Annotated in this window: 19 protein-coding genes and 2 pseudogenes; 14 read left to right on the forward strand and 7 right to left on the reverse strand. The window is 60.1% G+C overall.

Going from position 1 to position 26578, the window contains the following annotated elements; all coding sequences use genetic code 11:
* The first annotated feature begins 441 nt into the window (after positions 1-441).
* The 5 genes from AC3IT9_RS28745 (at position 442) to AC3IT9_RS28765 (ending at position 6572) form a co-directional block, all read left to right on the forward strand.
* Complete coding sequence (locus AC3IT9_RS28745) at positions 442-1893, forward strand: alanine/glycine:cation symporter family protein (RefSeq protein ID WP_150724860.1); 1452 nt, start codon at positions 442-444, stop codon at positions 1891-1893.
* Between the two features lie 100 nt (positions 1894-1993).
* A complete protein-coding gene (locus AC3IT9_RS28750; protein WP_489271529.1) occupies positions 1994-2998 on the forward strand; it encodes an asparaginase in 1005 nt (334 codons plus the stop codon).
* 167 nt (positions 2999-3165) lie between these two features.
* A complete protein-coding gene (locus tag AC3IT9_RS28755; protein WP_057712711.1) occupies positions 3166-4158 on the forward strand; it encodes an AraC family transcriptional regulator in 993 nt (330 codons plus the stop codon).
* A 269-nt stretch (positions 4159-4427) separates the two neighbouring features.
* The gene (locus tag AC3IT9_RS28760) at positions 4428-5456 is read left to right on the forward strand and encodes a histone deacetylase family protein (RefSeq protein WP_489271530.1); all 1029 of its coding nucleotides are present in this window, start codon (positions 4428-4430) and stop codon (positions 5454-5456) included.
* Positions 5457-5471: 15 nt separating this feature from the next.
* On the forward strand, positions 5472-6572 hold the full coding sequence (locus AC3IT9_RS28765) for a polyamine ABC transporter substrate-binding protein (RefSeq protein WP_489271532.1): 1101 nt from the start codon (positions 5472-5474) through the stop codon (positions 6570-6572).
* 127 nt (positions 6573-6699) lie between these two features.
* Here AC3IT9_RS28765 and pdxR read toward each other — a convergent pair whose 3' ends face one another.
* Entirely contained in the window at positions 6700-8253 is a 1554-nt protein-coding gene (gene pdxR / locus AC3IT9_RS28770) for a MocR-like pyridoxine biosynthesis transcription factor PdxR (protein WP_489271533.1), read from the reverse strand.
* A 92-nt stretch (positions 8254-8345) separates the two neighbouring features.
* Here pdxR and AC3IT9_RS28775 point away from each other — a divergent pair, with 92 nt between their 5' ends.
* The 4 genes and pseudogenes from AC3IT9_RS28775 to AC3IT9_RS28790 form a co-directional block, all read left to right on the forward strand.
* Positions 8346-8969 (forward strand): FMN-binding negative transcriptional regulator, encoded by a 624-nt coding sequence (locus AC3IT9_RS28775; RefSeq protein WP_489271534.1) that lies wholly within the window; start codon positions 8346-8348, stop codon positions 8967-8969.
* 10 nt (positions 8970-8979) lie between these two features.
* Positions 8980-9426 (forward strand): GNAT family N-acetyltransferase, encoded by a 447-nt coding sequence (locus AC3IT9_RS28780; RefSeq protein ID WP_150753814.1) that lies wholly within the window; start codon positions 8980-8982, stop codon positions 9424-9426.
* Positions 9427-9442: 16 nt separating this feature from the next.
* The gene (locus AC3IT9_RS28785) at positions 9443-10114 is read left to right on the forward strand and encodes a GNAT family N-acetyltransferase (RefSeq protein ID WP_489271536.1); all 672 of its coding nucleotides are present in this window, start codon (positions 9443-9445) and stop codon (positions 10112-10114) included.
* 301 nt (positions 10115-10415) lie between these two features.
* A pseudogene (locus AC3IT9_RS28790) lies at positions 10416-11432 on the forward strand (autotransporter outer membrane beta-barrel domain-containing protein); the annotation flags it as partial.
* Between the two features lie 75 nt (positions 11433-11507).
* On the opposite strand, the gene oadA reads toward AC3IT9_RS28790, so the two are convergent.
* On the reverse strand, positions 11508-13316 hold the full coding sequence (gene oadA, locus AC3IT9_RS28795; protein ID WP_489271537.1) for a sodium-extruding oxaloacetate decarboxylase subunit alpha: 1809 nt from the start codon (positions 13314-13316) through the stop codon (positions 11508-11510).
* A gap of 11 nt (positions 13317-13327) precedes the next feature.
* Positions 13328-14743, reverse strand: a complete 1416-nt coding sequence (locus tag AC3IT9_RS28800; RefSeq protein ID WP_008045577.1) for an acetyl-CoA carboxylase biotin carboxylase subunit — start codon at positions 14741-14743, stop codon at positions 13328-13330.
* A 190-nt stretch (positions 14744-14933) separates the two neighbouring features.
* Here AC3IT9_RS28800 and AC3IT9_RS28805 point away from each other — a divergent pair, with 190 nt between their 5' ends.
* Positions 14934-15896 carry a LysR family transcriptional regulator gene (locus AC3IT9_RS28805; RefSeq protein ID WP_095943442.1) on the forward strand — a complete coding sequence of 321 codons (963 nt, stop codon included), beginning with the start codon at positions 14934-14936 and terminating at the stop codon, positions 15894-15896.
* Here AC3IT9_RS28805 and AC3IT9_RS28810 read toward each other — a convergent pair.
* The 3 genes from AC3IT9_RS28810 to AC3IT9_RS28820 form a co-directional block, all read right to left on the reverse strand.
* Positions 15838-16047 carry a PA3496 family putative envelope integrity protein gene (locus AC3IT9_RS28810; RefSeq protein WP_046038865.1) on the reverse strand — a complete coding sequence of 70 codons (210 nt, stop codon included), beginning with the start codon at positions 16045-16047 and terminating at the stop codon, positions 15838-15840. The two genes, AC3IT9_RS28805 and AC3IT9_RS28810, sit on opposite strands and share 59 nt — an antisense overlap.
* Positions 16048-16262: 215 nt before the next feature.
* On the reverse strand, positions 16263-17129 hold the full coding sequence (gene hexR / locus AC3IT9_RS28815; protein WP_008056956.1) for a transcriptional regulator HexR: 867 nt from the start codon (positions 17127-17129) through the stop codon (positions 16263-16265).
* Positions 17130-17329: 200 nt separating this feature from the next.
* Positions 17330-20200, reverse strand: a complete 2871-nt coding sequence (locus AC3IT9_RS28820) for an EAL domain-containing protein (RefSeq protein WP_489271538.1) — start codon at positions 20198-20200, stop codon at positions 17330-17332.
* A gap of 257 nt (positions 20201-20457) precedes the next feature.
* Here AC3IT9_RS28820 and uvrD point away from each other — a divergent pair, with 257 nt between their 5' ends.
* The 4 genes and pseudogenes from uvrD (at position 20458) to AC3IT9_RS28840 (ending at position 24683) form a co-directional block, all read left to right on the forward strand.
* Positions 20458-22641: a DNA helicase II gene (gene uvrD / locus AC3IT9_RS28825; RefSeq protein WP_458370522.1), complete on the forward strand. Its 2184-nt coding sequence runs from the start codon at positions 20458-20460 to the stop codon at positions 22639-22641.
* Positions 22642-22798: 157 nt separating this feature from the next.
* Positions 22799-23065: pseudogene (locus AC3IT9_RS28830) on the forward strand (EamA family transporter); the annotation flags it as partial.
* 193 nt (positions 23066-23258) lie between these two features.
* On the forward strand, positions 23259-24137 hold the full coding sequence (locus tag AC3IT9_RS28835) for a Tim44 domain-containing protein (RefSeq protein ID WP_489271540.1): 879 nt from the start codon (positions 23259-23261) through the stop codon (positions 24135-24137).
* Positions 24138-24275: 138 nt separating this feature from the next.
* Positions 24276-24683 (forward strand): SMI1/KNR4 family protein, encoded by a 408-nt coding sequence (locus AC3IT9_RS28840; protein ID WP_034149364.1) that lies wholly within the window; start codon positions 24276-24278, stop codon positions 24681-24683.
* A gap of 22 nt (positions 24684-24705) precedes the next feature.
* Here AC3IT9_RS28840 and AC3IT9_RS28845 read toward each other — a convergent pair whose 3' ends face one another.
* A complete protein-coding gene (locus AC3IT9_RS28845) occupies positions 24706-26469 on the reverse strand; it encodes a cation:proton antiporter (protein WP_489271542.1) in 1764 nt (587 codons plus the stop codon).
* Positions 26470-26578 lie beyond the last annotated feature (109 nt).

A 26578-nucleotide genomic window follows, 5' to 3' on the forward strand; every position in this document is an offset into this window, starting at 1 on the left:
TTGAGGGCTTGGAGATCAATCTCCAGGCCCTTTTTTTTAACTGTTTGAAAGGACAAACGTCTTCTGTGGGAGCGAGCCTGCTCGCGATGAACGATGACACGGTGCAGCTGTAAAACCGTGGCGCCTGCATCGCGAGCAGGCTCGCTCCCACAAAAGCCTGACAGCAAAAATGTCAGGTGTTTCAAAGGCTTCGCTTCACCGAATGCACCACAACCGTGCAGACGGACGGCACTGTCATCGGTATAGTGCCGCCCCTCTTCGCATGAGCGGTCGTCGGTAGCGAGGCCACAACCCATGCGAAACCCGAACTAATAACAAACCCGCGATATGAAACCGGGACGAACTTCGACCCGCCCATTGTGCCGTGCGCCAAGGGGTGTAACTCGATGTGTCTATCCGGCCAGCATTGTTGCCCACACAAAAAACAGCGAGGAATAATCCATGCTCGAAGTCATTAACGACTTCCTCTCAGGGAAAGTACTGATCGTGCTCATTGTCGGGCTCGGTAGCTACTTCACGATCCGCTCGCGTTTCGTTCAATTGCGTCACTTCTTCCACATGTTCGCGGTGTTCCGCGACAGCCTCAAAAGCAGCGCCGGGCAACTCAGTTCGTTCCAGGCCCTGATGCTCAGCCTCGCCGGCCGCGTCGGTGCGGGCAACATCGCCGGTGTCGGCATTGCCGTGACCCTCGGAGGCCCCGGTGCCGTGTTCTGGATGTGGGTGACCGCGCTGGTCGGCATGTCCAGCAGCTTCTTCGAATGCTCCCTCGGCCAGCTCTACAAGCGCTGCGATTCCGAAGGCCAGTTCCGTGGCGGTCCGTCCTATTACATCCAGCATGGTTTACAAAAACGCTGGTTGGGCATGCTGATGGCGTTCCTGCTGCTGGTGACGTTCGGCTTCGCCTTCAACGGCCTGCAGGCCCACGCCGTGACGCACTCGTTGAACAACGCGTTCGGCCTCGACACCACTTACACCGGTATCGGTCTGGCCGTGCTACTGGGCTTGGTGTTCATCGGCGGGATCAAGCGCATCGCCAAGGTCGCCGACCTGTTGGTGCCGGTGAAAACCCTGGTGTACATCGGCGTGACCATCTACGTGATCGTGCTGCAGTTCGACCAGGTGCCGGGCATGCTGATGACCATCGTCAAGAGTGCCTTCGGTCTGGACCAGGCCTTCGGTGGCCTGATCGGCAGCGCCATCGTCATGGGTGTGAAGCGTGGCGTATTCGCCAACGAAGCAGGCCTGGGCAGTGCGCCGAACGTGGCGGCTGTCGCGGCGGTCGAGCACCCGGTGGCACAAGGTGTGGTCCAGGCGTTCAGCGTGTTCCTCGATACCTTCGTGATCTGCACCTGCACCGCGCTGCTGATCCTGCTCTCCGGCTTCTACACCCCGGGCTTCGAAGGCGACGGCATTGCCCTGACCCAGAACTCGCTCGCCGCCGTGGTCGGTGACTGGGGCCGGATGTTCATCTCCGTGGCCCTGGCGTTGTTCGTGTTCACCTCGATCCTCTACAACTACTACCTGGGCGAGAACAACCTGCGCTTTTTGATCGGTGAAAACCGCAAGGCGCTGATGGGCTATCGCGCGCTGGTACTGGTGCTGATTTTCTGGGGCGCCATCGAAAACCTCGGCACCGTATTTGCCTTCGCCGACATCACCATGACCATGCTCGCGTTCGTCAACCTGATCGCGCTGTTCCTGCTGTTCAAGGTCGGCATGCGCATCCTGCGTGACTACGATGACCAGCGCGCCGCCGGGATCAAGACTCCGGTGTTCGATTCGAGCAAATTCCCGGATCTGGATCTGGACCTGAAAGCCTGGCCGGCGAACCCGCCAGCACCAGCCGCCAAGGCTGAAGCTGCTCCGGCAGGCGTGACCGCAGCGCAACGCTGATCGGTAAAAAACCGGGCGCATCCCCTGCGCCCGACGTGACACAGCTTGCGACCGGCGTCATGCTCGGAAACAAGCTGTCATCATTTTTGGAGAAGCTCCCATGAATGCCCCGACCTATCCTGCCGCCCAGCACGTCATGGTGCTCTACACCGGCGGCACCATCGGCATGCAGGCCAGCGCCCATGGCCTGGCCCCGGCGTCCGGTTTCGAAGCGCGGATGCGCGACTATCTGCACAGCCAGCCTGAACTGGTGGTGCCGCAATGGCGCTTTCGCGAGATGTCGCCGCTGATCGACAGCGCCAACATGACCCCGACGTATTGGCAGCAGTTGCGTGAAGCGGTGGTCGATGCAGTGGATGTTCAGGGCTGCGACAGCGTGCTGATCCTGCATGGCACCGACACCCTGGCCTACAGCGCGGCCGCGATGAGTTTCCAGTTGCTCGGCCTACATGCCCGCGTGTGCTTCACCGGCTCCATGCTGCCGGCCGGTGTGACTGACAGCGACGCCTGGGAAAACCTCGGCGGCGCGCTGGTTGCACTGGGCCGGGGCCTGGCGCCGGGCGTGCATCTGTACTTCCATGGCGAACTGCTGGACCCGACCCGTTGTGCCAAGGTACGCAGTTTTGGTCGGCATCCGTTCAAGCGCCTGGAGCGTCAGGGTGGCGGTGTGAAAGTGCCTTCGCTCCCAACACAGTTGAATTACAACCAGCCCAAACAATTGGCGAACGTCGCCGTGCTGCCGCTGTTTCCCGGCATCGGCGCCGAGGTGCTGGATGGTTTGCTCGACAGCGGCATTCAGGGCCTGGTGCTGGAGTGCTACGGCAGCGGTACCGGCCCGAGCGACAACCCCGGGTTTCTCGCCAGCCTCGGCTGTGCGCGGGACAACGGCGTGGTCGTGGTAGCAGTCACGCAATGCCACGAAGGCGGCGTTGCACTGGACGTCTATGAAGCCGGCAGTCGGTTGCGCGGTGTGGGCGTGTTGTCCGGTGGCGGCATGACCCGTGAAGCGGCGTTCGGCAAGTTGCATGGGTTGTTGGGTGCCGGGCTTGATACGGACGAAGTCCGTCGGCTCGTCGAACTCGACCTGTGCGGTGAACTGAGCTGACACCACACATAACTCTGTGGGAGCGGGCTTGCTCGCGAAGGCGGCGGGTCAGTCAACATTGATGTCGTCTGACACGCCCTCTTCGCGAGCAAGCCCGCTCCCACATTGGGATTCTCGCCCGGCATACAACTTGCTGCGCTCCAGCCATCCCTAGGCTGGAAGTCCTCATGCTCCACTCCCACCTCACCACGCTCAACGCGGTCTCCCTGGTACTCGATGCCTTCAAGGCACAAGGCTTGTCCAGCGAAGCGCTGCTGGCCGGAAGCGGCATCAGTGCGGCGGATCTGAACCGTGCCGACACGCGCATCACCACCAATCAGGAAATGCAGGTCTGTGCCAACGCCGTCGCCCTCAAGCGTGACATCGGCCTGGAACTGGGCCGGCGGATGCACGTTTCCTGCTACGGCATGCTCGGTTACGCCCTGCTCACCAGTGCCACCTTCGGTGACGCTTTGCGTCTGGCGATGCGCTATCCGGCGCTGCTGGGAACACTTTTCGAACTGAGCCTTGAAGATGATGGCGAGCGCATCTGGTTCGCCGCCGCCGATTACCGCGAGAGCCCGGCCATGGCGGTATTCAACGCCGAGTTCTGCCTGGTGTCGCTGAAAGTCACCTGCGACGACCTGCTCGGCCATCCCCTGCCCTTGCTCGGCGCACGCTTCGAACATGCCGCGCCCGACTACGAAGCGACCTACGCCGAACACTTCAACTGCCCGGTGCACTTCGGCGCGCGGAACAACGCCTTCGCCTTCGACAAGCGCTGGCTCGACCAGCCACTACCGCTGGCCGATGTCATCACCCATCAAGCCATGGCCGAACGCTGCCGCAAACAGAACATCGAGTTCACCGGGCGACAGGCGTGGCTGGGACGGATCCGCCAATTGCTCAGCGCGCAACTGAACGCCGCGCCCGGGCTGGAAGGGCTGGCCGAGCAAATGAACTGTTCGGCGCGGACCTTGCGCCGGCATCTCAAGGACATGGGTTGCAGCTATCAGGAACTGCTCGACGAACTGCGCTTCGAGCAGGCCAAGCAAATGCTTTGCGAGGATCAATTACCGATCTATCAGATTGCCGAGGCGTTGGGCTTCAGCGAGACCGCGAGTTTTCGCCATGCGTTTGTGCGCTGGAGTGGTGTGGCACCCAGCCAGTTTCGGCCCTGAGGACTGTAGTGGCCGATCTGCCGCCATCGCGAGCAAGCTCGCTCCCACAAGGGTTATGCGTCCTGCACAAAAATCGCGGGCACTGAGGCTCACCTGTGGGAGCGAGCTTGCTCGCGATGGCGGCCGCGAGAGCTCCGCATTATCAGGGGGCGAATTTCGGTCAAATGTTTTGGCCATATCGATCCCCTTTTGGCCTTTCCTGCCGTTCTCCGATTCGCCGTGCACCGCAACACTGGGGGCAACCGAATCAGCCCTGCGGAGAACAACAAATGCTGACGATCTACTCTGACGATCACCACCTGCACCATGGCCGCTGCGAACTCATCGACGGCCAGCTCAAGCCTTGCTTCGAGATGCCATCGCGCGCCGATCATGTGCTGCAACGCGTGCAGAACCAGAATCTTGGCCCAGTCGAAGCGCCAAAGGATTTCGGCCTCGAGCCGATCGCACGAATTCACAGCCGTGACTACCTCGACTTCTTCAAAGGCGCCTGGGCACGCTGGACCGAATTCAACACCGACGGTGACCTGCTGCCCTACACCTGGCCGGCCCGTACCCTGCGCCCGATCAAACCGACCAGCCTCCACGGCCAGCTCGGTTATTACAGCTTCGACGGCGGCGCCCCGATCACCGCCGGCACCTGGCAAGCGGCGTACAGCGCGGCGCAAGTTGCGCTCACCGCCCAAGCGGAAATCCAGCGCGGCGCCCGTTCTGCTTTCGCCCTGTGCCGTCCACCGGGACACCACGCCGCCAGCGATTTGATGGGTGGTTATTGCTACCTCAACAACGCCGCCATCGCCGCCCAGGCGTTCCTCGATCAAGGCCACAAAAAGGTCGCGATCCTCGACGTCGACTACCACCACGGCAACGGCACCCAGTCGATTTTCTATGAACGCGGCGACGTGCTGTTCACCTCGGTCCACGGCCACCCGGAAGCCGAGTTCCCGTTCTTCCTCGGCTATGAAGATGAACGCGGCGAAGGCGCTGGCGAAGGGTTCAACTTCAACTATCCGTTGGCCGCCGGTTCGGGCTGGGACACCTGGAGCGCTGCACTGGAACAGGCCTGCAAAGAGATCGAAAGCTACGGCGCGGACATCATCGTCGTGTCCCTGGGCGTCGATACCTTCAAGGACGATCCGATCTCGCAATTCAAACTCGACAGTCCGGATTACCTGGCCATGGGCAAGCGCATTGCGGCGCTCGGCAAACCCACGCTGTTCGTCATGGAAGGCGGCTATGCCGTGGAAGAAATCGGCATCAACGCCGTGAACGTTCTCGAAGGTTTTGAAAGCGCTTAATGAGGAAGTAGAAAAATGAAAAGTCTTAAGCGTTTTATTTTTCCAGCCCTGTGCGCCACGCTACTCAGCGGCAATGCACACGCTGAAGAGCGAACCCTTCGCGTCTACAACTGGTTCGACTACATCACACCCAAGGCCCTGGAAGACTTCAAGGCCCAGAACACCCAGACCAAACTGGTCTACGACATCTTCGATACCAACGAAGCACTGGAGGCCAAGCTGCTGACCGGCAACTCCGGCTACGACGTGGTGGTGCCGTCCAACGTGTTCCTCGCCAAGCAAATCGAAGCCGGGGTATTCCAGCCCCTGGACCGCAGCAAGCTGCCGAACTGGAACCACCTCGATCCCAAGCTGATGAAGCTGATCGAAGCCAACGACCCGGGCAACAAGTTCGCGGTGCCGTACATGTACGGGACCATCCTGATCGGCTTCAACCCGGACAAGGTCAAGGCAGTCCTGGGTGCCGACGCGCCGGTAGACAGCTGGGACCTGATCTTCAAGGAAGAGAACATCAGCAAGCTCAAGCAGTGCGGCGTCGCCCTGCTCGACTCGCCCTCGGAGATCCTGCCGCTGGCCCTGCAACACCTCGGCCTGGACCCCAACAGCAAGAAGCCTGCGGACTACGCCAAGGCTGAAGCACTGCTGATGAAGATCCGTCCGTACATCACCTACTTCCACTCGTCCAAGTACATGGCCGATATCGCCAACGGTGACATCTGCGTCGCGGTCGGATATTCCGGCAGCTTCTCGCAAGCCGCCAACCGCGCCAAAGAAGCCAAGAACGGTGTGGTCGTCGACATGCGTTTGCCGAAGGAAGGCGCGCCGATCTGGTTCGACATGCTGGCGATTCCGAAGGGGGCGAAAAACCCCGAAGACGCCTACACCTTCATCAACTACCTGCTGCAGCCGCAAGTGATTGCACCGGTCAGTGACTTCGTGGGGTATCCGAACCCGAACAAGGACGCCACGGAACTGGTCGACCCGGCGATCCGCAACAACCCCAACCTGTACCCGACCGACGCGGCGATGGGCACGCTCTACACCCTGCAACCGCTGCCGCGCGATGCCGAACGTGCGCGGACCCGGGCCTGGACCAAGATCAAGTCCGGAACCTGAAACCCACCGCGATCCAGCTGTCATCAGGACCTGCGTTCGCGCAGGTCTTTTTTTGCCCGCGATATTTACTTACCGCAAACCGCACACCGATGCCCCCCTCGCGATTGGACTGAACAGGCCGCCCGCTTTAGAGCACCGTCCACACCCTGCGCAACCGCTCCAATGCGGACTCGATCGCCTTTTCGGGTACCGCGGCAAAGCCCAGCACCAGACCGGCGCGTTGATCCATCGGGGTTGCGGACTCCGGCAGCCAATAACTGCTCAAGCCGTTGACCTCGACATCGACACTGCTCGCCAACTCGATCAGCTCGCGCTCACGGGCCACGCTGTCGACCGGCACGGTCATGTGCAGCCCCGCGGCGACGGTGGGCAGCTTGCCGATGCCTGGAATATCCAGCGGCCAACCATTGAGCAAGGTATTGCGTCGACTCAACGCCGCACGCCGCATGCGCCTGATGTGCCGCTGGAAATGCCCGGCCGCCATGAACTCGGCCATCACCACCTGGGTGCTGACTTCGGAGTGCCGCACGTCCACCGCACGTCGCTGCGCAAAGGCCTGCACCAGCCCCGGCGGCAGCACCAGATAACCGAGACGCAACGCCGGAAACGCGACCTTGCCGAACGTGCCGACATACAGCACCCGCCCGTGATGATCGAGCGCGGCCAAAGGCGCCAGTGGCGCGCCGCTGTAGCGGTACTCGCCATCGTAATCATCCTCGACGATCCAGCCTTGGGTGCGCTCGGCCCAGGCCAGCAGCTCCAGGCGTCGCGCCAGGCTCATGACCACGCCGGTGGGATACTGGTGTGACGGCGTGACGTAGGTCAGCCGACAATCATCGAGCGCTGACAGTTCGCTGCAATTGATGCCCTCGCTGTCCACCGCTACCCCGTGCAACCGCGCGCCGGCCACGGCGAAGGCATGACCGGCCGCCCGATACCCCGGATTTTCAATCGCCACCCCGTCACCGGGCTCCACCAGCAACTGTGCACAAAGGCTGATTCCCTGCTGCGCGCCACTGGTGATCAGAATTTGTTCAGCCGAGCACTGCATGCCGCGGGAACTGCGCAAATACGCGGCGATCATCCCGCGCAAGCGTGCATCGCCTGCCGGGTCGCCGTAGCACAGCTGTTGAAAATCCGGTTTGCGCCAGAAAGCCGCATTCAGCTTGGCCCAGACCTCGAATGGAAACAGGTCGAACGCCGGAACACCGACCCGAAATGCCCGGGGCGGACCGCTCGGCGGACTGGCCAAATGGTTGTTTTTGACCCGGGTCAACGGGTCGTTGTGGATAACTTTGCTGGATGGATCCACAGGTAAATCGAGCCAATTTGTGGATAAGGCTGTGGGTAAGCCTGTTGAAAACCCTGTGGATACTTTTGTGGATAGTTTTTTTGCCGGCACGGTTGCCTGGGGCAATTGCGCGACATAAGTCCCGTCGCCGACCCGCCCTTCGATAAACCCTTCGGCGTACAGCTGATCGTAGGCACGCACCACACTGTTGCGGGAAATCACCAGCGCGGCTGCCAGATCACGACTGGCAGGCAGACGTGTACCGCTGGCCAGTCGCCCGTCCAACACACGCGTGCGCAATGCCTGGTAGAGCTGACGACTCAGCCCCTGGCGACGATCAAGTTCGATACCTGCGGGGTTGAAGGTCAGGGACAGTGGTTCGCTAGTCATCGCAATGGACCCATGAAATTGGTCATTAATGGCTCTTACAACAGACCAATAGCCTGCCTAGGATGCAGGCATTCGCCAAGGAAAATATCTCCATGTATACGCCGCGCGCTTTTGCCATCGACGAGTTGTCCCAACTGCATGAACTGATCCTCGCCACCCGTCTCGCCATATTGGTGACTCACGGCGAAAGCGGCCTGCAAGCCAGCCATGTACCGGTGCTGCTGCATTGCGAACAAGGCTCGAACGGCACGTTGTACGGGCATCTGGCCAAAGCCAATCCACAGTGGAAAGACCTGCGCGACGGTGCCGAAGCCCTGCTGGTTTTTGCCGGTGCCGACGCCTACGTCAGCCCTGGCTTCTACCCGAGCAAGGCCGAACACGGCAAAGTCGTGCCAACCTGGAACTACGTCGCCGTACACGCCTATGGCCGAGCCGAAACCTTCAGCGATGGCGGGCGGCTGCTCGACATCGTCAGCACCCTCACCGATCGTCATGAAGCTGGCCGCGCCCAACCGTGGTCAGTGGCCGATGCCCCCGCCGACTACATCGACGGCATGCTCAAGGCCATTGTCGGTTTCGCCATTCCCATCGACCGTCTGGAAGGCAAGCGCAAGCTCAGCCAGAACCGCAGCCCCGCCGACATCGCCGGCGTGCGCGAAGGCCTGGCCGCCAGCCCCGACGTCAACGACCAAACCCTCGCCCAATTGATGCGCTAAGGAAGTCACCATGAGTCAGATCGACATTCGCCAAGTCACCGCCGGTGATCACGCGGCCTGGTTGCCGCTGTGGCAAGCCTACCTGCGCTTCTACAACACCGAACTGGCGGATGCCGTCACCCAAAGCACTTGGCAGCGCATGCTCGATCCGAACGAGCCAACCCACGCCGCCCTCGCCTGGGCCGACGGCAAAGCGGTGGGCATGGTGCATTTCATCTACCATCGTTCGAACTGGGCCATCGAAAACTCCTGCTATCTGCAAGACTTGCTGGTGGTCCCGGAAACTCGAGGCACCGGCGTCGGCCGGCAATTGATCGAATTTGTCTACGCCACGGCCAAGGCCGACGGTTGCAACAAAGTCCACTGGCTGACCCACGAAACCAACGCCACCGCGATCCAGCTCTACGAGCGCATCGCTGAACGCCCCGGTTTCATCCAGTTTCGCAAAGCCATCTAGGTTCAAGGAGAACAGCATGTCGATTTCACTCGCCGACTGGAAAGGCGTCCCGGCCCCCACGACTCAACTGATCGAAGGGCGTTACATCCGCCTGGAAAAACTCGACCCTGCACGCCACGGCGACGGCCTGTACAAAGTCCTGCAAGGTCCCGGCGCCGACCCGAAGTTGTGGGACTACCTGCCTTACGGCCCCTTCCCGGAGCGCAGCGTCTTCAACGACTGGCTGAACAACCACGCGGTCAGCAGCGACCCGTATTTCTTCAGCGTGATCGACCGCGCCAGCGGCGAGGTCCAGGGCCTTCTCAGCCTGATGTCCATCGTCCCGGCCCAGGGCCGCATCGAAATCGGCCACGTCACCTTCGGCGCGCCGATGCAGCGCTCACCGAAAAGCACCGAGGCAGTTTACCTGTTGGCCAAGGAATCCTTTGCCCTGGGTTACCGTCGCCTGGAATGGAAATGCAATAACGCCAACGCCCGCTCCAAATACGCGGCCGAGCGCCTGGGCTTCAGTTTTGAGGGTGTGTTCCGCCAGCACATGGTGGTCAAAGGGCAAAATCGGGACACCGCGTGGTACTCGATTCTGGACTCGGAATGGCCGGCGATTGGCGCCGGGTTCGAGAAGTGGCTCAGTGATGAGAACCAGACAGCTTCGGGGCAGGTTAAAGGATTGGTGGAGTGTCGCGCGTAAAGTGCTTCCAGGCATCGCGATAGCCGGCCATGTCCCGACTTCTTGTAAGAAAAGACGTCAGTTCGAAGGGGCAAAAACTGTCTCCGTCGAACAGTCAGGCATTTACTACATGACAATCTGAGACTCCCCGCACCACCGCCGGAACCGCCTGACATCGGTACCGATAGCCTTCCTTTTAGAGTTTGGTCTTCTGACAAAGAGGCCAAACTCGATGCCTGTTCAACACAAATACCGACCCCAACAACTCGCCTTGGCGATTGCACTTGTCTTGGGTTGCGCTGACGTTGCATCAGCCCAACAACCGGAGCCACCCAGCCCGGAAAATGCGCTTGACGCTATCGAGCAACTGGCCACAGGCACCCCCGCCAACCTGGCCAAAGCGACGTTGAACAGTGACAGCTCCGTGAGCGCCGCGATGCTCTCGGCGATGCGCCAGTCAGACAGTGCCTCAGGTTTCAGCAGTCAAAAGAGAGCTTCGCGCCCGGCAGCGGCCGACAATAGTGCTAACCGAGTCTGGCTACAGGCATTGGGGTACGGCGGCACACTGGATCGCGACTACGATGCCTTGAAGTACGCGACCCAAGGTCTGGTTCTGGGAGCGGATTGGGCATATGACGAAGAATGGCGCATCGGCATGATGGCTGGTAAATCACAGACCCGCCTGGACAGCCGTGACCTCGATGGCGATCTCGAAAGCTGGCATCTGGGGGCTTATGCCCTGCGCCAGAGCGGCTCCATGTCTTTGCGTCTTGGCGCCAGCTACAGCAATCACGACGGCAGCACTCAACGTCAGGTGGCCTTCAATGGTTTCAGTGACCGCCCCAAAGGCAGGTACGACGCCAACACCCAGCAGGCGTTTGCCGAAGTCGGATACAACCTCGGCCGCGCCAACATCAACATCGAGCCATTCGCAGGCCTTGGTTATCAACGTTATCAGCGCGATGGTTTCACGGAAAAAGGAGGCGCTGCGGCGTTAAAGGTCGAGGGCCAGGAACAGAACAATCTCAACAGCACTTTTGGCCTGCGACTGGCGAAGATCAATACGCTGGATAACGGTATGCAACTGACGCCACGGTTCAGTGCCAGCTGGAAACATACCTATGGGGAGATCGCCACAGAAACCCGCCAACGGCTGATCACCGGTGGCCGTAAAGACACCGTTTCCGGTGCGCCGCTGGATCGTGACAGCCTGATGGTGGATGCGGGTCTGGAGCTGGGGCTTTCGGCGCAGCACACGCTGGGCGTCGGCATAAATGGCGAGATGGGCACCGACAGCCGAAACCATGGCGCGACAGCGCAGTGGCGGATGACCTTCTAACCATCGAATGCTGGGCGAAAAAAAGGGGAGCACATGCCCCCCCGAGGTATAAAGCGTTGTATCGCGGCTGTTAACTCAGCCTTCGATCTCGATCAGGATCTCGCCCGGGTTCACCCGGTCGCCCTTGGCCACATGAATGGCGGTGACTTTACCGGCGATGGCTGCCTGGACTTCGGTTTCCATCTTCATCGCTTCGGTGATCAACACGGCCTGGCCGGCCTTGACGGTGTCGCCCTCCTTGACCAGCACGTCGACGATGTTGCCCGGCATGGTGGTGCTGACGTGACCCGGTGCAGTGGCTTGCTTGCGCTTGCTGCTGCCGCCACCGACGAATTCGTTGAGCGGTTCGAACACCACTTCTTCCGGCATGCCGTCGATGGACAGGTAGAAGTGACGCTTGCCTTCGGCCTTGACGCCCACACCAGTAATGTCGACGCGGTAGGTTTCGCCGTGAACGTCGATGACGAACTCGGTCGGTACGCCTTCGCCACCAGCCGAGGCGACGCCACCGGCTTCAGGAATCGGCAGCAACACTTCAGGTGTCAGAGTCCCAGCGGCGCGTTCTTCGAGGAACTTGCGACCGATGTCCGGGAACATGGCGAAGGTCAGCACGTCTTCTTCGGACTTGGCCAGTGCGCCGATGTCGGCACGCAGCTTGGCCATTTCCGGCTTGAGCAAATCCGCCGGGCGAACGTCGATCACTTCTTCGCTGCCGATGGCCTGGCGACGCAGTTGTTCGTTCACGGTGCCCGGCGCCTTGCCGTAGCCGCCTTGCAGGTACAGCTTCACTTCGTTGGTGATGGTCTTGTAGCGCTCGCCGGCCAGCACGTTGAAGAACGCCTGGGTGCCGACGATCTGCGAAGTCGGGGTCACCAGCGGTGGGAAGCCGAGGTCTTCTCGAACCCGCGGAATTTCGGCCAGCACTTCGCTCATGCGATTCAGTGCGCCCTGCTCTTTCAACTGGTTGGCCAGGTTGGAAATCATCCCGCCCGGTACCTGGTTGACTTGAACACGGGTGTCGACGGCGGTGAATTCGCTTTCGAACTGGTGGTACTTCTTGCGCACAGCGTAGAAGTACAGGCCGATCTCTTGCAGCAGCTCCAGGTTCAGGCCGGTGTCGAACTCGCTGCCTTTAAGGGCGGCGACCATCGACTCGGTGCCCGGGTGGCTGGTGCCCCAGGCGAAGCTGGAGATCGCGGTGTCGATGTGATCGGCGCCGTTTTCGATGGCCTTCATTTGGCACATCGCGGCCAGGCCAGCGGTGTCGTGGGAGTGAATGAACACTGGCAACGATTGCTCGGCTTTAAGAGCCTTGACCAGTTCGCCGGTGGCGTACGGGGTCAGCAGGCCGGCCATGTCCTTGATCGCCACCGAGTCGCAACCCATGGCTTCCATTTGCTTGGCCTGGTTCACGAAGGCCTCGATGGTGTGCACCGGGCTGGTGGTGTAGGCGATGGTGCCCTGGGCGTGCTTGCCGGAGGCTTTCACCGCTTCGATGGCCACGCGCAGGTTACGCACGTCGTTCATGGCGTCGAAGATGCGGAACACGTCGATGCCGTTGACCGCTGCCTTGGCGACGAAGGCCTTGACCACGTCGTCGCTGTAGTGGCGGTAGCCCAGCAGGTTCTGGCCGCGCAACAGCATTTGCAGGCGGGTATTAGGCAGCGCCGCGCGCAACTGGCGCAGACGCTCCCACGGGTCTTCTTTCAGGAAACGTACGCAGGCGTCGAACGTCGCGCCGCCCCAGCACTCCAGCGACCAGTAGCCGACTTTGTCGAGCTTGTCGCAGATCGGCAGCATGTCTTCGGTGCGCATGCGGGTGGCGAGCAGCGATTGGTGGGCGTCGCGCAGGATAGTGTCGGTAACGTGGATTTGCTTGCTCATTGTTCTATTCCTCACAGGCCTGCGTGGGCGGCGATGGCGGCGGCGATGGCCAGGGCCAGCTCTTCGGGTTTGCGCTTGATCGAGTAGTTGGTCAGTTCAGGGTGGCTTTCAACGAAGCTGGTGTTGAACTGGCCGCTACGGAATTCCGGGTTACGCAGGATTTCCTGGTAGTACGCGGCGGTGGTCTTGACCCCTTGCAGACGCATGTCATCGAGAGCGCGCAAGCCACGGTCCATCGCCTCTTCCCAGGTCAGCGCCCACACCACCAGTTTCAGGCACATCGAGTCGTAGTACGGCGGGATGGTGTAGCCGGTGTAGATCGCCGTGTCGGTACGCACGCCAGGGCCGCCGGGTGCGTAGTAACGGGTGATCTTGCCGAAGCTCGGCAGGAAGTTGTTTTTCGGGTCTTCGGCGTTGATCCGGAATTGCAGGGCGAAACCACGGTGGTGGATGTCTTCCTGTTTCACCGAAAGCGGCAGGCCGGAGGCAATGCGAATCTGCTCACGGACAATGTCGATGCCGGTGATTTCTTCGGTGATGGTGTGTTCCACCTGCACCCGGGTGTTCATCTCCATGAAGTACACCTCGCCCTCGGCGAGCAGGAACTCCACGGTGCCGGCGTTCTCGTAACCCACAGCCTTGGCTGCGCGCACCGACAGGTCGCCGATGTAGGCGCGCTGTTCCGGGGTCAGTTGCGGGCTCGGGGCGATCTCGATCAGCTTCTGGTTACGGCGCTGGATCGAGCAGTCACGCTCGAACAGGTGCACCACGTTGCCGAAGCTGTCGCCAAGAATCTGTGCTTCGATATGCTTCGGATTAACGATGCATTTTTCCAGGAACACTTCCGCAGAACCAAAAGCCTTGGTGGCTTCGGAAATCACCCGTGGGAAAGCCTGTTCGAGTTCTTCGCGGCTGTTGCAGCGACGAATGCCGCGGCCGCCACCACCGGAAGTGGCCTTGAGCATCACCGGGTAACCGATGCGGTCGCCTTCGGTCAGGGCTTCTTCAATGCCCGACACGTTGCCTTCAGTGCCCGGGGTCACCGGTACGCCGGCCTTGATCATGCTGCGACGGGCTTCGGTCTTGTCGCCCATGCGGCGAATCACTTCAGCCGATGGGCCAATGAATTTGATTCCGCGTTCGGCGCAGATCTCCGCCAGCTCGGCGTTTTCCGAAAGGAAGCCATAGCCGGGGTGCAGTGCATCGCAACCGGTTTCCACCGCCAGGTTCACCAGCTTGCGCGGGTTCAGGTAACCGGCCAGCGGTTCGGCACCAATGCTGTGGGCCTCGTCCGCACGCTTGACGTGCAAGGCATGACGGTCGGCGTCGGAGTAGATCGCGACCGAGCGAATGCCCATTTCGGCGCAGGCACGTACGATTCGTACGGCAATCTCACCACGGTTGGCGATCAGGATCTTTGTTATCACTTGGAGTTTCCCTTGAGCCGGTGGTACCCACGACCTGCTAGACCAGGTCGACGAGTGACCAAATGTTTCAATTTGGTCGCAGGTCCACACTAGCGCCCACAAGGGATTAACAAAAATGAATAAAAATTGGGTCGTGCATAAGTAAAGACTTATAGTTGATTCACCAGCCAGCGACGAGAGCGACCAGATAATGCGTAAGTCATTGATGCGTATGACTTTGCGGCAATTGCAGATCTTCAACGAGGTCTGTGATTTGCGTTCCTACAGCCGCGCGGCCGAGGAAATGTCGCTCACACAACCTGCCGTCAGCCTGCAGATTCGTCAACTTGAAGAGCTGATTGGCCAGCCTTTGTTCGATTACGTCGGCAAAAAACTCTACATGACCGAAGCGGCTGAAGCGTTACAGCGGGCCAGTCGGGATATTTTCGGGCGCCTGGAAAACCTCGACATGCAGCTGTCGGACATGCAGGGCTCGTTGCAGGGGCAACTGAAACTGGCGATTGAATCCAGCGCCAAATACTTCGTGCCGCATCTGTTTGCCGCATTCAAACGCCAGCACCCGGAAGTGAACCTGCAACTGACGGTGGTCAATCGCGGCCAGGTCATTCGACGTCTGTCGGACAACCGCGACGACCTGGTGATCATGTCCATGGTGCCTCAGGACATGGGCCTGGAATTCCTGCCGTTCCTGAACAACCCGATCGTCGCCGTGGCGCCACCGGATCACCCGCTGTGTCATATGGGGCCGCTGCGCCTGCAGGATCTCGAGCCCTACACACTGCTGCTGCGTGAGCCAGGCTCCGGGACGCGGCTGGCGTGCGAAGAATATTTCAAAGAGAAGCGCGTGCACTTCAACCAGACCCAGGAGGTTTCGTCTGCCGAAGCTCAGCGTGAATGTGTACTGGCAGGTCTGGGCGTTGCGCTGTTGACGCGCCACGCCCTGAGCCTTGAGCTGGCAACCGGTGGGCTGATCGAGCTACCGGTCGAAGAGCTGCCACTATTTCGCAGTTGGTGCCTGGTGCAGGCCAAGGCGAAGCGCCTGTCACCGGTGGCTCACGCCTTCCTGGCGTTTATCCGTAGTGAACGGCTTCAGATCAGCGCGCTGGTTGAGCGTTTCGACGGGACGCCGAGGGAGATGCCTGCCAGAAGTTGAGTTCCAACTCCGGAAAATCGCCAATTTCGGCCAGAAGCTGACGGCGTTCGCAGCGATCTTCGATGGCGCGGCGGAATTCCATGCGGCGCTGATCTTCTTGCTGACGACGGGTTTTGACAGCGCTGTTGCGTTCTTCGTAGGGCATGGCCATTTCGAGTCTCCCAAGGCGAGTACGGGAGTTTCAAGATAGGCGCGAGGGATGACGGTTTGGCGGCTTGGGTGTTACAGACTGATGAAAATTGCGGTGTATTCGAGGCCGCCATCGCGAGCAAGCTCGCTCCCACAGGAGATCGCGGTCAAAGGTGGGAGCGAGCCTGCTCCGGGCGGCGTTCCGACGATTAAGGTCGGAACGACCTTACGACGACGTCAGTCGTCCAGCGCTTTCACCGACTTGGGCGACAACCGCAAGCTGCGCAGGCTGCGCTTGACGCTCTTGAGGTGGTTGACCAGGCTCGGGCCGCGCGCCATGGCCACGCCCATCGCCAGCACGTCGATCACCACCAGGTGGGCGATACGCGAAGTCAGCGGCGTATAGATTTCAGTGTCTTCATGCACATCGATCGCCAGATTGACCGTAGACAGCTCGGCCAATGGCGTCTGGCTCGGGCACAGGGTGATCAACGAGGCACCGCTTTCGCGCACCAGGTTGGCAGTGATCAGCAGGTCCTTTGAACGCCCGGACTGGGAAATGCAGATCGCCACGTCGCTTGGCTTGAGCGTCACAGCCGACATCGCCTGCATGTGCGGGTCGGAATATGCCGCAGCAGTGAGCAGCAAGCGGAAGAATTTGTGCTGGGCGTCCGCCGCGACCGCACCCGAGGCACCAAAGCCATAGAACTCGACACGTTGGGCCTGGGACATGAGCGTCACCGCCCGCTGCAATTCCAGCGGATCGAGCTTCTCGCGAACCTCCATCAACGTATGCAGGGTGGTGTCGAAGATTTTCAGGCTGTAATCGGCGACCGAATCGTCTTCGTGAATCGCAAACTGGCCAAAACTCGCACCCGCCGCCAGGCTCTGGGCCAGCTTCAGCTTCAGATCCTGAAAGCCGGAACAACCGATGGCACGGCAAAAACGCACGATGGTCGGCTCGCTGATGCCCACGCTGTGGGCCAGGTCGGCCATGGAGCTGTGCATCACGGCCGCAGGATCAAGCAGCACGTGGTCGGCGACCTTGAGCTCCGACTTGCGTAACAGGTGGCGAGACTGGGCGATGTGTTGCAGCAGATTCAAGGGGCTGGACTCTTTGTTATTGGCAGGTGCCGGGGATGTAGCACGCTTGTAGTTATACTACATGAATCGGCTTTTTGCCTGCTCAATGCGTTACCGAATCCCTCGATTTCAGGTGCCCGCGCTTGATGTAGCACTCATGACGCATGCCCAGGTGCGCCAGGTGCGCGCTTTAAAGGACAAAAGCATCTTACGTATCCTCGTCAGCTTGCAGCTTGCGCGTGCAGCAAACCGGCCAACGTCTCGGCCTCGACCGGGCGGCTGATCAAATAGCCCTGTACTTCATCGCAGCGCTCGGCTTTGAGGAACTCAAGCTGCTCTTCCCGCTCCACCCCTTCCGCCACGACCTTCAGCTTCAGGCCGTGAGCCATGGCAATAATGGCCCGGGTAATCGCCGCGTCTTCGCTGCCCTCCCCCAAGCCACGGATAAACGCCTGATCAATCTTCACGTAATCCACCGGGATGCGCTTGAGGTAGCTCAGGGATGAATAACCAGTGCCAAAATCGTCAATGGCCAGTTTCACCCCAAGATCACGCAACTGCTGGAACGTCGCGATGATGTGTTCAACGCTGTCCAGCAACTGGCTTTCGGTGAGTTCCAGCTCCAGCAGTTGCGGCGCCAGCCCGGTCTCTTCCAGCACCTGGCGCACCAGACTGACCAGCTTGCCCTGGCGCAATTGATGCACCGACAGATTGACCGACACCCGAATCGCTTCCAGCCCCTGCCGTTGCCACTCACAGGCTTGCCAGCAGGCCTGACGCAGCACGAACTCACCGATCGGGCCGATCAATCCGGTTTCTTCAGCCAGGCCGATGAAATCCCCCGGCGGCACGCGACCCATGGTCGGATGATCCCAGCGCACCAGCGCCTCGGCAGCATTCAGCTTGCCCGTGGCGAGGCACAGCTTGGGTTGGTAAAACACCTTCAGTTGCTTGTCTTCGATGGCTTTGCGCAAGTGGTTTTCCAGCTGTAAACGCTCCAGCGTGCTGGCTTGCAAGCTGTCGGTGTAAAACTGGAAATTATCGCCCCCCAGGTGTTTGGCGTGCTGCATCGCCATGTTCGACTGACTGACCAGTGCCGATATTTCCCGGGCACTGTCCGGCAACAAGCTGATGCCCATCGACACGCTGACCACCAGTTCATGCCCCTCAATGGTCACCGGCAAACGCAACTTGTTCGCCAGACGAGTCGCCACCCGGGCCAGGCTCGAAAGGTTTCCGTAGGAGTTGAACAGCACGGCAAACTCATCACCAGAAAGGCGCGCGATGGTGTCTGCTTCAGGCAATGCATTCACCAGCCGCCGGGCCATCTTCTGCAACAACTGGTCGGCGACTTCATGTCCCAGGCTGTCGTTGAGTTGCTTGAACCGATCGAGATTGATGTGCAGCAACGCCAGGCTGCGATAACCGCCCTGTCGTACTCGTAGGTGAGCCTCGCTGAGTCGTTCGCGGAACATCGAGCGATTGGCCAGACCGGTAAGTTCGTCGTAATGGGTCAGATAGCGCATGCGCTCTTCGGATTCTCGGCGGGCCGAGAGATCAGCGAAAAAGCCCACAATATGGCTGACATTTCCCCGGGTATCGCGCACGGCATTCAGTTGCAGCCACTGCGGATACATCTCGCCGTTCTTGCGGGTTTCCACCAATTCGCCCTGCCAGCTGCCTTGCTGCTCCAGCGCCTGATGTATTGCGGCGTAATGCCGACGCGCATCGCGACTGCATGGCAGCTCAATGACATTGCGCCCGATCATGTCTTCGATGTCATAGCCGGTCACCCGACTGAAGGCTTGATTGATCGCGATCAGGGCGTAGTTCGGATCGAAAATCACGATCCCTTCACTGGCCGCCTCGAACACGGTTGCCGCCAGTTGCCGCTGCTCTTCCAGGCCTTTGCTGACGCTGATGTCGCGGCGAGTGCCGACCATGCGAATCACCCGGCCGTTTTCGGCACGCTCGACCGCACGCCCGCGGTCCTCGATCCAGACCCAGTGGCCGTCGCCATGCCGCACGCGATACTCGATTTGATAGTCCTCGGTGCGGCCCTTCAAATGCTCGACCAGCGCCCTTTTAAGCGCAGGAAGATCCTCGGGGTGAAGGCGCGGCTTGAGGTGACGCAGTATTGCCGTGACCTGTTCTGGCTCAAGGCCGAACAATTCCTGAATCTGCGTGTGATGGACTTCGTCTGTTTGCAGATTCCAGTCCCATAACCCCAACTCGCTGGCCTTCAATGCCAGCGCCAGACGCGCCTCACTCTTGCTCAGTGCCTGGTTGGCGGCGTCCAGTTCCAGGCTGCGCTGAGCGACACGGTTTTCCAGGTCGATCTGGATTTCTCGCAACTCGTCCTCGGCACGTCGGCGCTGCTCTATCTCCTTGGCCAGCTTCTGATTGAGCTGATCACCGCAGCTTTGCGCCTGCTGTAGATGCTCGATCAGTGCCTGATTCTGAAAGCGGCGCATCAAGCCTCGATCGATCAATCGATTGACCTGCCAGGCAACCACGCTCAATGCACCGAGCAGAATCAGCCCGAACCAGCCCCAACCTTGCTGCTGTTCGTCACCCCCCCAAAACATATAGGCGATGGCCGGCAACAGGCAGGGCAAGGTGAAAGACAGAAAGGCCGGCAAACTGACCGCATAAGCCACGCTGGCCGAGAGCGCTGCGGCACCGATGAGGCCGAAGACCCAGGCTTGCTGAATGAAGTTATCGGCGGGAACCAGGGCGATGCCGGCACCCGCCAGGGTCAGACCGGTGAGGCCGGAGCCCAGCAAAAACATCCGTCGCCAAATGGGGTGGGCCTGACGATTGGGAATGGCCGAATCGAAGGCTGCGACCTGAATCACCCGCAATGCCACCAATGACAACAACCACACCAGCCAGACACTGACCAGGAAATAGCGCTGCGGGCTCCAGAGCAAACCGGCACAGACCAGGCCATTGATCAGCATGAACAACGTGGGCAGCAACGAGCCCTGATACAACAGGCGCGTGCGTTCGACCGCCATTTCCATGGCGTACTGTTTACGGATAACCCTGGGCTCCACAATGGGGCCCGACAGGTCGAAGCTGAGGGTCATAGGCGATGTTCTTGTTCTTATAATGATGAGCATGGGCCCGAAACTGCTCGGAGCATACACAAGCAATTGCCCGGACCAAACTGCTGCTGATCAATAAATGGCCAAATTTTTTCAGCCGCCGACACCCCTGAATACGCTACGGACACGCCCCGCCAACGCCTGCAGCCAATGACCGACCGGTCGTCCTCCGCATAACTTTCATCGGCTAAAGCAAAGCGGAGTTTGCCCGGGGTGACGCGGCCCCCTAGAATGCCCTGATGCGCGATGATCTCTCCCTTCTGCTGAACTCCCTCAACGATGCCCAACGCCAGGCTGTAGCAGCCCCCGTGGGTCGTCAGTTGGTCCTGGCCGGTGCTGGTTCCGGTAAAACCCGAGTGCTGGTGCACCGTATCGCCTGGTTGATCCAGGTCGAAAACGCCTCGCCCCACTCCATCCTGTCGGTGACCTTCACCAATAAGGCCGCTGCCGAGATGCGCCAGCGCATCGAGCAGCTGATGGGTATCAACCCGGCCGGCATGTGGGTCGGTACCTTCCACGGCCTGGCCCACCGCTTGTTGCGGGCGCACTGGCAGGAAGCCGGGTTGAGCCAGACTTTCCAGATTCTCGACAGCGACGACCAGCAACGGCTGGTCAAGCGGGTGATCCGCGAGCTCGGTCTGGATGAGCAACGCTGGCCGGCCCGTCAGGCCCAGTGGTTCATCAACGGTCAGAAAGACGAAGGTTTGCGCCCGCAACACATTCAAGCCAGCGGCGATCTGTTCCTGGCGACCATGCGCGGCATTTATGAAGCCTACGAGGCCGCTTGCCTGCGCGCAGGCGTTATCGACTTCTCCGAGTTGCTGCTGCGTGCTCTCGATCTGTGGCGGGACCATCCGGGACTGCTGGCGCACTATCAGAAGCGCTTCCGGCATATTCTGGTGGACGAGTTCCAGGACACCAACGCCGTGCAATACGCCTGGTTGCGCCTACTGGCCAAGGGTGGCGACAGCCTGATGGTGGTGGGCGACGATGACCAGTCGATTTACGGCTGGCGCGGCGCGAAAATCGAGAACATCTACCAGTATTCCGAAGACTTTCCGGACGCCGAGACCATTCGCCTGGAGCAAAACTATCGCTCCACCGCCGGCATCCTGAAGGCTGCCAACGCTTTGATCGCCAATAACACCGGGCGCTTGGGCAAAGAGCTGTGGACAGACGGCGGCGACGGCGAAGCGATCAACCTGTACGCCGCCTTCAACGAGCACGACGAAGCACGCTACGTTGTCGAAACCATCGAAAGCGCGCTGAAAACCGGCTTGTCTCGCAGCGATATCGCGATTCTGTACCGTTCCAACGCCCAATCGCGGGTTCTGGAAGAAGCCTTGCTGCGCGAGCGCATTCCCTACCGCATCTATGGCGGTCAGCGCTTCTTCGAACGCGCCGAAATCAAGAACGCCATGGCCTACATGCGCTTGCTCGAAGGCCGCGGTAACGATGCCGCGCTGGAACGGGTCATCAACGTGCCGGCCCGCGGCATCGGCGAAAAAACCGTCGAAGCGATCCGCGACCATGCGCGCCACAGCGATGTGTCAATGTGGGAAGCGATGCGCCAACTGGTGGCCAACAAAGGCCTGACCGGTCGTGCGGCCGGTGCCCTTGGCGCGTTTATCGAGCTGATCGAAAACCTCGCCGCCAAGTGCATGGAAATGCCGCTGCACCTGATGACCCAGACCGTCATCGAGCAATCGGGGCTGATCGCCTATCACGAAGCGGAAAAAGGCGAGAAAGGCCAGGCCCGGGTAGAAAACCTTGAGGAACTGGTCAGCGCCGCGCGCAACTTCGAAAACAGCGAAGAAGACGAAGACCTGACGCCATTGGCAGCGTTCCTCGGTCACGCATCGCTGGAGGCCGGCGATACCCAGGCCGACGAGCACGAAGACAGCATCCAGTTGATGACCCTGCACAGCGCCAAAGGCCTGGAATTCCCTTACGTGTTCCTGGTGGGCATGGAAGAAGGCCTGTTCCCGCACAAGATGAGCCTGGAAGAGCCCGGCCGCCTTGAGGAAGAACGTCGCCTGGCCTACGTCGGCATCACCCGGGCCATGCAGAATCTGGTGATGACCTTTGCCGAAACCCGACGCCTTTATGGCAGCGAGACCTACAACAAGGTGTCACGCTTCGTACGCGAGGTTCCGAAAGGCCTGATTCAGGAGGTGCGGCTGTCCAACAGCGTCAGCCGTCCGTTCGGTGGCAACCAGTCGATGAGTGGCAGCAACCTGTTCAGCGGCAGCGAGATTCCGCAGACCGGCTTCAGCCTCGGTCAGACCGTACGCCACTCGGTGTTTGGCGATGGCGTGATCCTCAACTTCGAAGGCGCCGGGGCCCAGGCCCGGGTGCAGGTGAACTTCAGCGAAGGCAGCAAGTGGCTGATGTTGGGTTACGCCAAACTGGAAGCGATCTGAACACCAGACACAGGACCTTTGTGGGAGCGGGCTTGCTCGCGAAGAACGATGACGCGGTATTACTGCATTACCGCGGTGCGCCCATTCGCGAGCAAGCCCGCTCCCACAGGGTTCCGTGTGGACTTACAGATATTGATCTGAATAAGGTGCAAAAAGCATGGGCTCAGGCTTTTTTTCCTTCTGGACATTCTGGGCCCTGTTATCGGCAGCATTCGCCGCAATGACCGCAATTTTCGCGAAAGTCGACATCGAAAACATCAACTCCGACTTCGCCACCCTGCTACGTACGATAGTGGTATTGGTCAGCCTGGCCTTGATTTTCTACGCCACGGGCCAATATCAGTCATTGGGATCGATCTCTGCGAAGAGCTACCTGTTCCTGCTGGAGGAATCGGCCCGATCACGGCCGGGGTGGTCATGCTGGCTCTGCGACGCTAGGCAAGCGTCCTACAAGCCCTGTCCACTCATCTGACAGATCAAAGTCAAAAGGCCTTCTTGCACTGACTGGAGCTGAACACGACCTGTCAGGCAAAAGCCCGAAACACTCTGCCGCTAGCCAGTAACACTTCACCTGTGCAACATGGCGCGCGTGCCTTCCACAAATGGGAATTCCCTTTATGAAACGTTTTCTTAGCATCGCCATGGCGTTGTGCATCGGCCTGACGATGAGTCTCGACGTCAATGCCGCCAAGCGCTTCGGTGGTGGCAAAAGCGCAGGCGCTGCGCCGACTCACCAGACCAGCCAGATGGCTCCTTCTTCTCCAGGCATGGGCGGCGCTGCGGCGACCGCGGGTGCTGCCGGTGCCGCTGGCGCCGCTGCCAAGGCCGGTGGCGCTTCGCGCTGGCTCGGCCCACTGGCCGGTATCGCGGCCGGTGGCCTGCTGGCATCCATGTTCATGGGTGACGGCTTCCAGGGCATGCAGATCCTCGACATCCTGATCATGGCCGTCATTGCGTTCCTGGTCTTCCGCTTTATCGCCGCCCGTCGTCGCAAGCAGCAGGAGCAGTACGCTCCGGCCGGCCACGCGCCGATGCAACGTGAGGCGTTCGAACAAAAGCCGGCCGGCGGTTCGATCTTCGGTGGTTCGGCAGCGCCTGTTGCCGCTCGCCCAGTGATCAATGCGCCAGCCTGGTTCAACGAAAGAAACTTCGTCGAAGCGGCGCGCAATCACTTCCAGTCCCTGCAACAGCACTGGGACGCCAACGAAATGGACAAGATCGCCGAGTTCGTGACCCCGCAAATGCTGGAGTTCCTCAAGCGAGAGCGTGCTGACCTGGGCGACGCTTTCCAGTCCACCTACATTGATAACCTCAATGTACAGCTGGACGGTGTGGACGATCGCGCCGACAAGACCATTGCCACCCTGACCTTCACTGGCGTGTCGAAAACCTCGCGTTTCGACCAGGGCGAAGTCTTCAGCGAAAGCTGGAACATGGAACGTGCACAGGGCGAAAACCAGCCTTGGCTGGTAGCTGGTATCCGCCAGAACGGCTGATCCCCCTCGGTGCTTCACTTGCAGTAAACAAAACCCCGGCCTCGGCCGGGGTTTTCTATTTCGCGGTTGCATCTATAGCAAGCTACTGTATAAACCGCCCCATATAAACCGCGCCATACAAGCAAGAGGATCCCGGACGTGGAAGAAATCATCGAACAACTGCGTGAAGCCAACGAACCGGTACCGGTCCCCTTGGAGTTGCCCGACGAAGACATGCTGGTCGAAATCGAAGAACAACTGTTCATCGACATACCCTTCGTCTTCAGAGAGTTTCTGCTGACCGTCAGCGACGTTGTCTACGGCAGCCTGGAACCGGTCACCGTGACCGACCCGCAATCCCACACCTACCTGCCCGACGTTGCCGCCAACGCTTGGGACGCCGGCGTCGATCGCAGCCTGATCCCGATCTGCCAGGACGGTGACGATTACTACTGCGTCGAAGAAGACGGCACCGTAGTGCTTTGGCAGGCCGAAGAAGAGCTGATCGCCGAAGAGACCTGGGAGTCGGTTTGGCACTGGGCACGGGACGTCTGGCTGGAAAGCTGATCCAGTCAACGCCGCTGGGTGGTCAATGCCCGGACGACTCCTTGTGATTGTCGAGGGTTTCCAGCAACGCCACCTGCATCCGCGTATGCACACGAATGAACCAACGCCACAGCAGCGCCGCCACGGCGGCCGCGACCACGGCGATCAGCACCAGCAACTTGTTGGTCGGCAGAATACTGGCCGACAAGGCTGCCAACAGCAAAAAGATCACCAGCAGCGACAGGATCGGGATCACTTCGGCGATCACCCGGCGCACTCGCTGCGTGTGGCGCCCGGCCATCTCTGGCTTCACACCCATTTCCGCCAGCAACATCGACAGTGCCTTTAGCTTGCGGTACGCCGCAATCAAAAAAGGCAGCGATAACAGCAGCGCCGCACCCCAGATCAGCGCCTTTTGCCAGCTCGGATCGCTGATCCAGCCTTGCAGGTAAGCCGACATGCGTTCGGCGAAGTACGCGCCCGAGAAGAAAATCGCAATCACGAGCGCCAGATTGACTCCCACCTGCAGCAAAATCCTGCGAATCATGGATGCCAACAACGCGCCCTCGCCCTGAGGCTGGATGCTGCGCAGCCATTCGCCGTACATCCCCAACACCCGTCCCAGGCGTTCTGGCATGACGCCGGCGAGCTTGATCGACAATGGATCAGCCGCGCGAATCAGATAAGGCGTCAGTAATGTGGTGATCACCGAAACCGCCACAGCCACGGGGTATAAAAAGTTACTGGTGACCTGCAATGTCATGCCCAGTGCCGCGATGATGAAAGAAAATTCGCCAATCTGTGAAAGACCCATCCCGACCCGCAGTGAGGTACGTCCGTCGTTACCCGCGATAAAGGCGCCGAGGCCGCAGGACAACATCTTGCCGAGCACCACGGCTACCGTGATCACCGCAATCGGCCATGCGTATTGCAGCAGGATCTTCGGGTCGAGCATCAGCCCGATCGCCACAAAGAAAATCGCACTGAAAAGATCGCGAACCGGTTCAATCAAACGCTCGATTTTCAGCAGTTGCCGGGATTCAGCCATGATCGCGCCGATCAGGAATGCCCCGAGGACCATGCTGTATTCAAGCTTGACCACCAGCAGGCAGAAGCCAAAACACAGGCCCAACACCGTGATCAGCAGCATTTCGTTGCTTTCGAATCTGGCGACGTAGGCCAGCAGCCGCGGCACCATCAGGATGCCAATGACCAACGCGACGATCATGAACAGCGACAGTTTGCCGACCGTGGAAAACACTTCGCCGGAGCTGACCGTACCGCTGACCGCGATGCTGGACAGTAGCGCGATGATGCCGATGCCCAGAATGTCCTCGACGATCAGCACTCCGAATATCAACTGGGCAAATCGCTCGTTCTTCAGCTTCAGATCATTGAGCACCTTGACGATGATGGTGGTCGAGGAAATCGCCAGGATCGCGCCAAGGAACAGTGAGTCCATGGTGTTCCAGTCGAACCAGCGACCAATCTCGTAGCCGATCCAGATCATCAGCACGATTTCCAGGAATGCCGCAATGAACGCCGTGGCACCGACCTTGAACAACTTGCGCAGGCTGAACTCCAGGCCCAGGCAGAACATCAGGAATATCACCCCGAGTTCGGCCAGGGTCTTGATGGTTTCTTCGTCATGGATCAGGCCGAATGGCGGGGTGTGCGGGCCAATGATGAAACCGGCGACGATGTATCCCAGCACCACCGGTTGTTTCAGCCGATGGAAGACCACGGTTACCACACCTGCGATCAACATGATCACTGCCAGATCCTGAATGAAACTGATGGCATGCATGGCGTGAGACTCCCTGGATGGTATTGCTCGATCCCCGGACGCAGGAAAAGTCTGATCGAGCAGAACAAAAATCGGAATTGCACGTAGGAAATGCCCTTGAGGCAGGGCT

The organism is Pseudomonas sp. KH_046_1 (assembly GCF_057839025.1).